Origin of the sequence: Micromonospora sp. NBC_00362 (assembly GCF_026342155.1) — a bacterium.
Lineage (GTDB): Bacteria > Actinomycetota > Actinomycetes > Mycobacteriales > Micromonosporaceae > Micromonospora > Micromonospora hortensis.
In genome coordinates this window covers 327,459-339,332 of the sequence record NZ_JAPENH010000001.1, presented here as the reverse complement: position 1 = coordinate 339,332, position 11,874 = coordinate 327,459, and the positions used below count along the sequence as shown (strand labels likewise).

General features: G+C 71.9%; 7 protein-coding genes. 4 read left to right on the top strand and 3 right to left on the bottom strand.

The genetic code is table 11. The features are described 5' to 3' along the window. The first annotated feature begins 17 nt into the window (after positions 1–17). The 3 genes from OG992_RS01525 (at position 18) to OG992_RS01515 (ending at position 2,893) form a co-directional block, all read left to right on the top strand. Positions 18–1,313: a sensor histidine kinase gene (locus OG992_RS01525; RefSeq protein WP_266302072.1), complete on the top strand. Its 1,296-nt coding sequence runs from the start codon at positions 18–20 to the stop codon at positions 1,311–1,313. An 8-nt stretch (positions 1,314–1,321) separates the two neighbouring features. Beyond that, positions 1,322–1,966, top strand: coding sequence for a response regulator transcription factor (locus OG992_RS01520; RefSeq protein ID WP_238684378.1), 645 nt, complete (start codon positions 1,322–1,324; stop codon positions 1,964–1,966). Positions 1,967–2,095: 129 nt separating this feature from the next. Further along, complete coding sequence (locus OG992_RS01515) at positions 2,096–2,893, top strand: SAM-dependent methyltransferase (protein ID WP_238683946.1); 798 nt, start codon at positions 2,096–2,098, stop codon at positions 2,891–2,893. A 106-nt stretch (positions 2,894–2,999) separates the two neighbouring features. Here OG992_RS01515 and OG992_RS01510 read toward each other — a convergent pair whose 3' ends face one another. Beyond that, on the bottom strand, positions 3,000–4,097 hold the full coding sequence (locus tag OG992_RS01510; RefSeq protein ID WP_266302071.1) for a winged helix DNA-binding domain-containing protein: 1,098 nt from the start codon (positions 4,095–4,097) through the stop codon (positions 3,000–3,002). A gap of 875 nt (positions 4,098–4,972) precedes the next feature. Here OG992_RS01510 and OG992_RS01505 point away from each other — a divergent pair. Further along, complete coding sequence (locus tag OG992_RS01505) at positions 4,973–10,435, top strand: carboxyl transferase domain-containing protein (protein ID WP_266302070.1); 5,463 nt, start codon at positions 4,973–4,975, stop codon at positions 10,433–10,435. 86 nt (positions 10,436–10,521) lie between these two features. Here OG992_RS01505 and OG992_RS01500 read toward each other — a convergent pair whose 3' ends face one another. Both OG992_RS01500 and OG992_RS01495 read right to left on the bottom strand, forming a co-directional pair. After that, the gene (locus OG992_RS01500; RefSeq protein WP_266302069.1) at positions 10,522–10,983 is read right to left on the bottom strand and encodes a hypothetical protein; all 462 of its coding nucleotides are present in this window, start codon (positions 10,981–10,983) and stop codon (positions 10,522–10,524) included. Between the two features lie 301 nt (positions 10,984–11,284). Next, on the bottom strand, positions 11,285–11,863 hold the full coding sequence (locus tag OG992_RS01495; RefSeq protein ID WP_266302068.1) for a sigma-70 family RNA polymerase sigma factor: 579 nt from the start codon (positions 11,861–11,863) through the stop codon (positions 11,285–11,287). Between the last annotated feature and the right edge of the window lie 11 nt (positions 11,864–11,874).

The following is an 11,874-nucleotide window of genomic DNA, read 5'->3' as shown; positions in this document are numbered from 1 at the left end:
GCAAGGATGCGCACCCCATGAGGGACCACACGGACACCGATTTCGGCACACGACGACTGACGAAGTGGCTCGACGGCCGGCTCACCCGGCTCGGGATGACCGGAGTGTTCCCCCGGGACTGCCTGCTGGCCGCGGTGCTGACCGTCCTGACGTTCGTACTGCTCACCTCGCTGTTCTGGTTCGTGGCACCGGAGGACGGGGTGTCGTTCGACCCGGCGCGGGCCTGGCTGCTCGTCGCCATCTGCTGCGCGCAGGCGATGCTGCTGTGCCTGCGTCGGGTCCGGCCCCTGCTCTGCCTCGCGCTCGTCGTCGGCCTCCAACTGCCCATCATCGGCTTCTCCCTGCCCGAGGCGACCATCCGGGGCCTCGCACCGTTCGTCGTGGCGTACACCGTCGGGTCGTTGCTTCCGGTTCGCCGTGCGCTGCTGGCCGTCAGCGCGGTCGTGGTGGTGGAGTCGATCGGGGCGGCCGTCGTGGTGACCCCGGATCTGCTGACGGCCGTCGCGTACGTCTCGGCGAGCGCCCTGACCTACGCCAGCGCGACCTTCGTCGGCGGCTACGTGGCCACCTACCGGCGCTACGTGGAGCTGGTCCGGGTGCGGGCGGACGAGGCGGTCCGGGAGCAGCGCACGAAGGTCCAGGCGGCGATCGGCGCGGAGCGTTCCCGGATGGCCCGGGAGTTGCACGACGTGGCCGCGCACCACCTCTCCGGCATGGTCGTGCAGGCGGCGGCGGTCGAGCGGCTGATCGACCGGGACCCGGTGGCCGCGAAGGCCGGTGTGGCCTGGATCCGCAGCCAGGGCAAGGAAACCCTGGACAACCTGCGGCTGGTCGTCGGTGTGCTGCGCGGCAGGCCCGGGCACGAGGGCGGCGACGGTGCCGCCCCGGTGCCGGGGCTGGGCATGCTCGACGACCTCGTCCGTACCGCGGGCAGCCTCGCCGGCCCGGTGGAGTTCGTCCGGGAGGGCGAGCAACGCGAGGTGCCACCGATCGCCGACGTCGCGCTCTACCGGATCGCGCAGGAGTCGCTCAGCAACGCCCGCCAGCACGCCCCGGGTGCCGCAGCACGGGTGGTGCTCCGCTTCGAGCCCCGCTCGGTGTCGCTGGAGGTGGTGAACGAACCCGTCGCGCCGCGACGCGTACCGGCGGCACGGACCGGCGGCGTCGGTCTGGTGGGCATGCGTGAGCGCGCCCAGCTGATCGGGGCGACGTTCACCGCCGGCCCGACGGCGGCCGGCGGCTGGTCGGTCGCCGCGACACTCCCGACGAACGGCCCCGCCGCGTCCCGTCCGAAGGAAGAGGCCCTCGCGTGATCAGAGTGATGCTCGTCGACGACCAGGCCGTCGTCCGGGCCGGTTTCCGCGTCATCCTGGAGCAGTCTGGCGAGATCGAGGTCGTCGCGGAGGCGTCGAGCGGGTCCGCCGCCGTGGAGCTGGCCCGCCGGCTGCAACCGGACGTCATCTGCATGGACGTCCGGATGCCGCACGGCGACGGACTCACCGCGACCCGCCAGATCGTCGCCGAGGCGACCGGAACGCCACCGGCGGTCCTGGTCGTGACGACCTTCGACCTCGACGAGTACGTCTTCGGCGCGTTGGAGTCCGGCGCCAGCGGCTTCATCCTCAAGGACTGTGAGCCCGAGGAGCTGATCGAGGCGATCCGTCGCCTGGCGAGCGGGTACGGGCTCGTCGACCAGACCGTCACCCGTCGGGTGATCTCGGAGTTCGCCAGGCGTACGCCCGCTCCCCGATCGGACGCGGCGGCGGCGCACCAGCTGACCGCGCGGGAGACCGAGATCGTGGAGCTGCTCGCGCAGGGCCTGTCGAACGTCGAGATCGCCGAGCGGCTCTTCATCGAGACCAGCACCGTCAAGTCGCACCTCGGGCGGGCCATGGCCAAGATCGGTGCGCGAGATCGGCTACAGACCGTCGTGTGGGCGTACCAGAACGGGGTGGTCCACCGGTGACAGCGACCCTGATCCCCTGCCTGGCGACGGTAGGTCCACCCCTGGTCGAGAGTGGACATTGCCGGAGTACGATCCCGGGCGTACCGCTGTGGTGACCTCCAGCTGACGACCCCTCGATTGGAGCCAGGCATGGTTGGCCCGGACCCCGAACTCGCCGCGAAGCTTCAGCCCGACGTGCCGCACGCGGCACGGATCTGGAACTACTGGATGGGCGGCAAGGACAACTTCCAGTCCGACCGGGCGGCCGGCGACGCTGTCGCCGAGGTCTACCCGGAGATCGTCCTGATGGCGCAGCAGTCGCGCGTGTTCCTGGTGCGGGCCGTGCGTCACCTCGCGGCCGAGGCGGGCATCCGGCAGTTCCTGGACATCGGCACCGGCCTGCCCACCATGCAGAACACGCACGCGGTCGCCCAGGGCGTCGCGCCCGACTCGCGGATCGTCTACGTGGACAACGACCCGATGGTGCTGGTGCACGCGCGGGCACTGCTGGCCAGCACGACGTCGGAGGGTGTCACCACCTACGTCCCGGCCGACTACCACGACCCGGAGAAGATCCTCGCCGAGGCGGCGCAGACGCTCGACTTCGACCAGCCCATCGCCGTGATGTACATGGGCGTGATGGGCTACGAACCCGACCTGGACGTGGTCCGCTCGATCGTCGGGCGCACGATGGACGCGGTGCCGTCCGGCTCACACCTCGTGCTCTGGGACGGCACCAACACCAGCCCGGCGGTGGTCTCGGGTGCCGAGCGGCTGGCGCAGAGCGGCGGGGTTCCGTACATCCTGCGCAGCCCGGAGGAGCTCGAGAGCTGCTTCGACGGGCTGGCGATGGTGGAGCCGGGCCTGGTGCCGATCCCGCTGTGGCGACCGGAGGAGCCCGACGCCGTCGGGATCGACGCCTACGGCGCTGTGGCCCGCAAGCCCTGACCGACACGACGTCCGCCCCGCACCCGCCATCGCGCCGGAGCGGGGCGGACGTCGTTCACCGCGCGCACGTCAGGGTCAGGCCGTCGGGCACCGATTGCGTCGGCCCTCAGCGGGGAGACGAACCGACCCGCACCCGGTCGCTCTCGTTGTCGGAGAGGAAGGACGCCAGGGCCTGCCCCTGCTCGGTCACGGCGGCCCGGTCAGCTCGGGAGAAGCCGCGTAGGGGGTTGACGGTCACCGTTTCCGACTCGACCGTCCAGGTCGCGGCGACCCGGCCGTCGACGAGCACCACGCGCTCGCCGGCCACCGAGAGGAGACGGTGCGCGTCGTCGATGATCCGGCTGCGGTCGTCGTAGCCGAGGATCGCATTGTCGAACGCCGGCAGGAACCGCACCGGGGCGGGTGTCTCCGGGTCGGGGCGCGGCGCGTCGGGGAGGTCGATCAGCTTCCGGCCACGCTCGTCGCGGAAGGTCACCAACTCGTCCCGCATGGCGGTCACCGCAGCGGGCAGCCCGGCGAGGCCGCACCAGGCCCGCAGGTCGGCAGTGGCCGCAGGGCCGAACGCGGCCAGATAGCGGCGAACGAGCAGTTGGCCGACCGGATCGGTGCCCGCCGCGGTCGACGGGGCGATCTCCCGGTCGAGCCACGCGGAGAGCAGGACGTAGCGCGCGCCCCCCGTCGTCCGCCACAGCCCGCGCGGCGGCACCTGTGTCATCGGGAGCAGCGCGACTGCTATCTCGCCCAGCACCCGCGGCCCCGGCGTCGGCCAGCGCTCGGCGAGCGCCCGCCCGATCTCGGGCATCGAGCGGGGCTCACCGTCGGCCACCACCGCCCGCGCGGCAGCGGCGAGGGCGTCGAGGTCCACCCCGTCGAGCTCGCCGCGGTAGACCCCGAGCACGCGTTGGCGCAGCATGGCGTCGTGACGGTTGCGCCAGGCCACGAGGTCGTCGGCGACGAGCAGGTGGACGGTGCGGCGCATGAGGTGGGTACGCACCACGTGTCGCTGGGTCAGCAGGGTGGAGAGCACCGTCGGGTCGAACGCGCGCAGCCGCGACCACAGCCCGATGAACGGCTCCTGCGGCTCCTGGGCCTGCAGGCCACCGAGGTGGGCCACGGCGTCGAGCGGCCGCAGGTCGGCGCGGTCGAGCAGCAGCTGCCGGGCGAGCGTCGCGCGGTTGAGCGCCCTGGTGTCGAGAACTGTCATCGGGTCCCTTCGGCCGGCGTCATTATCTGACCTGGGGCCGACGGTCCGGGTGCCCGACCGTCTCGGCTGAGCGAACTCGCCCCGTCCGGGGCAGCGGACGGGGCGAATTCGGGTGCGTACACCGATCGGTGCTTGCCCACGACGATCCCGATGCCGTTGGTGACCAGACGCTCCGTACCGTCGGACCGGCTGTTGCGGGCGGTGGCCGCGGTCTGGCCCGGCTCACGGACGGTGACAGTGCTCGATCCGCCGCCGCGTCGGGGTGCAGCAGGTCGAGGGAGACCTTGTCCTTCTTCAGGTCGCCGGTGAGCGGGTGACCGAGGGTGACGTCCCGGGGCGTGGCCACCTCGAACGAGCCGTACGTGACGCCAGGGGCGAGCCGCGCGGTCGAGGTGATGGGATCGGGGCACCCGTCGCGGGTACCGTGGCCCTCGCCGCGTGGGCGACGCCGGCCGGCGTGACGAGCGTGGTGAGTCCCGCCGCGAGCAGCAGCGCCAGACGTGGGCGTACGAGGTGCGGTGACCTCATTGCCGCTCCTTCCCTGGTGCGTTCCTGACCTGGTCCGGGATGGTCGAGCCGGGCCGGCGGTTGACCGGACCGGCGATGATCTTCCTGGTCAGCCGATCACCCGGGGATCAACTCGGGAGGCTGCGGACGTGAACCGCCCGCACCGCCTTGATCAACTGCCGGAGTGCCAGATCGGGTCGGTACGTCTTCCGGTGTGCCAAAAAGTTTTGTGCATTTCCTACAACTGAGGGACGGTGGGTTCGGTGGTTGCGCCATAGCGCTGGCCGCCGCCACGCGGAAAGGTGATCACTGCTGGGAGCCGTCGTCTCCCGGCGCGCAGGTCGAGGTCTAGCTAAGGGGTTTTTCGGGTGTTCAACCGTGTCGCCATCGTCAACCGTGGTGAAGCCGCCATGCGGCTCATCCACGCGGTCCGCGAGCTGGCCGCGGAGACCGGCATCCAGCTCGAAACCGTGGCCCTCTACACCGATGTCGACCGAAGCGCCACGTTCGTCCGCGAAGCGGACATCGCCTACGATCTCGGCCCGGCGTCCGCACGCCCGTACCTCAACCTGGCGGTGCTGGAGCGCGCCCTGACCGAGACCGGTGCCGACGCCGCGTGGGTCGGCTGGGGCTTCGTCGCCGAGGATCCGGCGTTCGCCGAGCTGTGCGAGAAGATCGGCGTCACCTTCGTCGGGCCGAGCGCGGACGCCATGCGCCAACTCGGCGACAAGATCGGCTCGAAGCTGATCGCCGAGGAGGTCGGCGTGCCGGTCGCGCCGTGGAGCCGCGGCGCCGTCGAGACCCTCGCCGCCGCCCAGGCCTCGGCAGCCGAGGTCGGCTATCCGCTGATGCTGAAGGCGACCGCCGGCGGCGGCGGGCGCGGCATCCGCGTGATCAGGAACGAGGCCGAGCTGGTCGACGCGTACGACCGCACCAGCCAGGAGGCGGCACGGGCGTTCGGCAGCGGCATCGTGTTCCTGGAGCGCCTCGTCACCGGGGCCCGGCACGTCGAGGTCCAGGTGATCGCCGACGGACAGGGCACCGCCTGGGCGCTCGGCGTCCGCGACTGCTCCGTGCAACGACGCAACCAGAAGGTCATCGAGGAGTCGGCGTCGCCGGTGCTCGACCCGGCGCAGGCCGCCGAGCTGAAGACGTCGGCGGAGCGGCTGGCCGTGGCTGTCGGTTACCGAGGCGCGGCGACCGTCGAGTTCCTCTACCACCCCGGGGACCGGTTGTTCGCGTTCCTCGAGGTCAACACCCGCCTCCAGGTCGAGCACCCGATCACCGAGCTGACCACCGGGTTCGACCTGGTCAAGGCGCAGCTACACGTCGCCGCCGGCGGGCGACTCGACGGTGCGCCGCCGGCCGAGCGCGGGCACGCCATCGAGGCGCGGCTCAACGCCGAGGACCCCGACCGCGACTTCGCCCCGTCCCCCGGCCGCATCGCCCGGCTGGACCTGCCCAGCGGCCCCGGCATCCGGGTGGACACCGGCGTCAGCGAGGGTGACACCATCCCCGCCGACTTCGACTCGATGATCGCGAAGATCATCGCGTACGGCCGTGACCGCGACGAGGCGCTCGGCAGGCTGCGCCGGGCGATGGCGAACACCACGGTGATCATCGAAGGTGGGGCGACGAACAAGAGCTTCGTGCTCGACCTGCTCGACCAGCCCGAGGTGATCGACGCCAGCGCGGACACCGGCTGGATCGACCGCGTCCGCGGCGAGGGCCGCCTCGTCACCCACCGCCACTCCGCTGTCGCCCTGGCCGCCGCCGCCATCGAGGCGTACGAGGAGGAGGAGCGCGTCGAACGGCAGCGGCTGCTGTCGACGGCGGCCGGCGGGCGCCCACAGGTGCAGCACGCCAGCGGCCGACCGTTGGACCTCAAGCTGCGCGGCGTCGGCTACCGCACCCGGGTGGCGCGGGTCGGCGCGCACCGGTTCCGGGTCGGCATCGAGACCGGCCCCGTCGTGCGCACCGCCGACGTCGAGCTCGACCGCTTCGACCGGCACACCGGTCAGATCGTCGTCAACGGCATCCGCTACCGCCTGCTCACTGGCACGTACGGGCCGACCCACCTGGTCGAGGTCGATGGAGTGACGCACCGGGTCAGCCGGGATGAGGGTGGCGTCCTGCGCTCCCCGATGCCCGCGCTGGTCGTCGCCACGCCGCTGGAGGTCGGCGCGGAGGTCGAGGCGGGCGCGCCGGTGCTGGTGCTCGAAGCGATGAAGATGGAGACGGTGCTGCGGGCGCCGTTCAAGGCGCGGCTCAAGGAGTGCGCCGTGTCGGTGGGCAGCCAGGTGGAGGCCGGTTCGCCGCTGCTGCGCCTGGAGCCGCTCGCCGACGGCGCCGAGGAGACCCCTGACGACCCGAGCACCGAAACCGTCGAACTGGACCTGCCCACCGCCGCCGCGGACATCCCGGCGTACGAGCGCAGCCGGCGCGGTCAGGAGGACCTGCGGGGTCTGCTGCTCGGCTTCGACGTCGACCCCCACGACGACCGCCGGGTGCTCGACGACTACCTCACCGCGCGACGGACGGCCACCGAAGCCGGCCAGCGGCCCCTGGCCGCCGAACTCGACCTCATCGAGGTGTTCGCCGATCTCGCCGAACTGAGCCGCAACCGGCCGACGGGCGAGGACGGCGGCGCCGCGCACGTGCACAGCGCCCGGGAGTACTTCCACACCTACCTGCAGAGCCTCGACGTCGAGCGGGCCGGGCTGCCGGACGCCTTCCAGACGAGGCTCGGCAAGGCCCTCGGCCGGTACGGCGTCACCGACCTGGACCGCACCCCCGCCCTCGAAGCCGCCGTCTTCCGGATCTTCCTCGCCCAGCAGCGCGCCTCCGCTGACGCGCAGGTCATCGCGGCGCTGCTGCGCGCGTGGCTGCGCGAGACCCCGCCGGACGAGACGCTGCGCGAGCCGGCCGGCCTCGCGCTGGAGCGGCTGATCGCCGCGACGCAGGTCCGCTTCCCAGTGGTCGCGGACCTCGCCCGCGGCGTGGTGTTCGCCTGGTTCGCCCAGCCGCTGCTGCGCCGCAACCGCGCCCGCGTCTACGCCGAGGTCCGTGGGCACCTGCGGCACCTCGACGCGCACCCGGACGCGCCGGACCGCGCCGAGCGCATCGCCGAGATGGTGCGCAGCACCGAGCCGCTGGTCCGGCTGCTCGGTCAGCGGCTCGTCCGCGACCACCTCGACAACGCGGTCATGTTGGAGGTGCTGACCCGGCGCTACTACGGCAACCGGTCGCTCACCAGCGTGCGCACCCGCGAGGTCGCGGGCTGCACGTTCGTGGTCGCCGAGCGCGCCGACTCCAGCGTGGTCTCCGCCGCGGTCAGCTTCGACGCGCTGGGCAGCGCCCTGCGCGGGCTGGCCGAGCTGGCCACCGGCGAGGAGGCCGTGGACGCCGACATCTACCTCGGCTGGGAGAACCAGCCGGAGGACTTCGACGCGATGGCTGCCGCGCTGGCCGAGGTCATCGCCGCGCACCCGCTGCCGCCCCAGGTCCGTCGGGTCACCACCACCGTCGCGGGTCGCGGCGGGGCGGTCATGCACCACCACTTCACCTTCCGCCCGTCGGGCGCCCAGTTGACCGAGGACCGTCTGATCCGTGGGCTGCACCCGTACATCGCGCAGCGGATGCAGCTGGAGCGGCTGCACAAGTTCGACCTGACCCGGCTGCCGTCGTCGGACGAGGAGGTCTACCTCTTCCAGTGCGTGGCGCGGGAGAACCGGGCCGACGAGCGCCTCGTCGCGTTCGCGCAGGTGCGTGACCTGACCGAGCTTCGCGAGCAGGACGGCCGCCTGGTCGCGCTGCCGACGGCCGAGGACGCCATCGCCACCTGCCTCGACTCGATCCGCCGCGCCCAGTCGCGGCGGCCGTCGAAGACGCGCTTCAACACCAACCGCATCGTGGTCTACGTGTGGCCGCCGAGCGAGCTGACCCGCGAGGAGATGGAGATGATCGCCGGGCGGGTCCGCCCGACGACCGCGGGCGCCGGCCTGGAGGAGATCCTGTTCATCGCGCGCCAGCGCGACCGCCGGACCGGCGAGCTGACCAAGATCGCCGTACGGATCTCGTTCGACGCCGCGGGCGGCGCCGAACTGGCCGTCGGGGAGCCGCCGGTCGAGCCGATCGAGCCGCTCGACGAGTACCGGCTCAAGGTGCTGCGGGCCAGCAGCCGCAACACCGTGTATCCGTACGAGCTGACCGGCCGCCTCGGTGACTTCGTCGAGCACGACCTCGACGACGACCACGTGTTGGTGCCGGTGGACCGGCCGAAGGGGCGCAACAGCGCCGCCATCGTCGCCGGGGTCGTGACGACGCCGACCGAGCGCTACCCGCAGGGTGTCACCCGGGTGGTGTTGCTCGGCGACCCGACGAAGTCGCTGGGCGCCCTGTCGGAGCCGGAGTGCCGGCGCGTGATCGCCGCACTGGACCTGGCCGAGCGGATGCAGGTGCCGCTGGAGTGGTGGGCGTTGTCCGCCGGGGCCCGGATCTCGATGACCTCCGGCACGGAGAACATGGACTGGGTGGCCGCCGCACTCAAGCGGATCGTCGAGTTCACCCAGGCCGGCGGTGAGATCAACATCGTGGTCGCGGGCATCAACGTCGGCGCGCAGCCGTATTGGAACGCCGAGGCGACGATGCTCATGCACACCAAGGGCATCCTGGTGATGACGCCCGACTCGGCGATGGTGCTCACCGGCAAGCAGTCGCTCGACTTCTCCGGTGGCGTGTCGGCTGAGGACAACTTCGGCATCGGCGGCTACGACCGGGTGATGGGGCCGAACGGGCAGGCGCAGTACTGGGCGCCGAACCTGACGGCCGCACGGGACGTGGTGATGGCGCACTACGACCACACGTACGTCGCGCCCGGCGAGGACGCGCCCCGGCGGGCGGTCACCACCGACCCGGCCGACCGCGACATCTCCGGCTTCCCGCACGACGTCGCGGGCAGCTCCTTCGCCACCGTCGGGGAGATCTTCTCCGTCGAGTCCAACCCGGACCGCAAGAAGCCGTTCGACATCCGAACGGTGATGCGGGCCCTCTCCGACCAGGACCACCCGGTGCTGGAGCGCTGGGCCGGCATGGCGGACGCTGACACCGCTGTCGTGCAGGACGTCCACCTCGGTGGCATTCCGGTCTGCCTGCTCGGCATCGAGTCCCGGTCGGTGCCCCGGCACGGCTTCCCGCCCACCGACGGTCCGGACACCTACACGGCGGGCACGCTGTTCCCCCGCTCGTCGAAGAAGGCCGCGCGGGCGATCAACGCGGCCAGCGGCAACCGGCCGCTCGTCGTGCTGGCGAACCTGTCCGGCTTCGACGGCTCACCGGAGTCGATGCGCAAGCTGCAACTTGAGTACGGTGCCGAGATCGGCCGGGCGATCGTGAACTTCCGGGGGCCCATCGTCTTCTGCGTGATCTCGCGCTACCACGGTGGTGCGTTCGTGGTGTTCTCGAAGGCGCTGAACCCGAACATGACGGTGCTGGCGTTGGAGGGCTCGTTCGCCTCGGTGCTCGGTGGCGCACCCGCCGCCGCTGTGGTGTTCTCCGCCGACGTCAACGCTCGTACTGCTGCCGACCCGCGGGTGCGGGACCTGGAGGCCCGCACCGCCGCCTCGGCCGGCACCGAACGCGCCGCGCTGACAGCGGAACTCGACGAGCTGCGCTCGTCGGTGCGCGCGGAGAAACTCAGCGAGGTGGCCGCGGAGTTCGACCGGGTGCACAACATCCACCGCGCCGTCGAGGTCGGCTCGGTGGACGCCGTCATCCGCGCCGCCGAGTTGCGTCCGCGCATCATCGAGACCATCGAGGCCCGCCTGGGGTAGAGCGGCCGGAACGCCAGCACCACGTCAGCACCACCGGTCGACGACCGGTGGTGCTGACCGTTGTGGGGGGTGAGGTGCTTGGCGGTCTAGCTGAGCGCCACGTTCAGCGCTACAGCGACGGCGAGCCAGACGATGACAGTGCCGATACCGATACCGACCATGGCGAGCGCCTTGACGGCGGTTGTCATCCGGGTGTGGGCAACCGTCAGGTTCGCCCAGACGCCCAACGCCCCTACCAGCGCGCCCAGGATGCCGCCGACGGTGAACAGCAGGATCGGCAGCATAACCAGGATGCGCAGGAAGATCGGCATGGAGGGCCCGGTCCGGTGCTTGACACCGTTGACCTCAACGGTCGGGTACGGGTCGGCGAGAACGTTGCGGACCGTGGCCTGGACGAGACCACCGTCCACCGCGGGCAACGAGTAACGTCTGCCCGTCCTGGGGGCCGGCACTCCGCCGACGGTGACGGCAGGGTGGCCAAAGAATGCCGTGGTGGCGATGACTATCGGGCCAGCTACGCCGGCGACGTTGAGGGGTTCGGTGTTCACCGGCGTGATCTTAGGAAGCCCGGTACGCCCCGTCCATTCCGCTGACCGAACGGGGAGGGCCGCCCGCAGACGAGCACCGGTCCGGAGCCGGCGCGGAGCGTACGCGGCCGAACAGCTTCACCCCGTCGGCGGCGGGCAGGGCGTCGGCGGCCCACATCGCGGCGTCCGGGCCGATGGGAAGGTGGACGTAAAACAGGGGCGTCTGTGGTGGGTCAGGGAAGGCGCGCGCCACCCCACCGACGCCCTGAAGTCCCTTGTAGAACGAGGCGTGCCCGCTGTCGAACAGCGCGGCGATCCACCCTCAGCCGGTTCGTCGCCCGTGGCCCTGGTCGCTGTCGGCCTGCCAGGCGCCGACGAGATCCTCGCGCGCCCGGGCGACCCGGGAACGGATCGTGCCGACGGGGCACTGGCAGACGTCCGCCGCCTCGGCGTAGGACAGGCCGAGCACCTGGGTGGCGACGAACGCCTCACGGCGCTCCGGGGTCAGTCCGGCGATCAACTGGTGCAGGGTCACGCCCTCGTCGGCACCGGCGGTGATCGCGCCGGCGGCCTCGGCCGCCGCCTGCCAGTCCGGAACCGACGCCAGCCTCGGCCGGGCCACCGCCGTCCGGACGTGATCCACGGCAACACGCCGGGCGATGGTGAAGACCCAGGTACGGGCCGACGAGCGGCCGGCGAAGCCGGGCAGGTTGCGAATTGCCCGCAGGAACGTCTCCTGGGTCAGGTCGTCGGCCTCGCCCGGCCCGGCCAGGTGCGACAGGAACCGCCAGACCTGGTCCTGCAGTGCCCTGACGAACGCCGTGGCGGCCTGCCGATCACCCCGGCCCGCCTCCCGCGCCCACCGGGTCACCTGGTCGTCGTCAGCGACGCCGTTCCGCACAGACCACCGTC

What these genes read in the sequence shown, in the direction of transcription:
- OG992_RS01515 (WP_238683946.1), top strand. Translation starts at nt 2,096, where the DNA reads ATGGTTGGCCCGGACCCCGAACTCGCCGCGAAGCTTCAGCCCGACGTG.
- OG992_RS01520 (WP_238684378.1), top strand. Translation starts at nt 1,322, where the DNA reads ATGCTCGTCGACGACCAGGCCGTCGTCCGGGCCGGTTTCCGCGTCATC.
- OG992_RS01525 (WP_266302072.1), top strand. Translation starts at nt 18, where the DNA reads ATGAGGGACCACACGGACACCGATTTCGGCACACGACGACTGACGAAG.
- OG992_RS01510 (WP_266302071.1), bottom strand. Translation starts at nt 4,097, where the DNA reads ATGACAGTTCTCGACACCAGGGCGCTCAACCGCGCGACGCTCGCCCGG.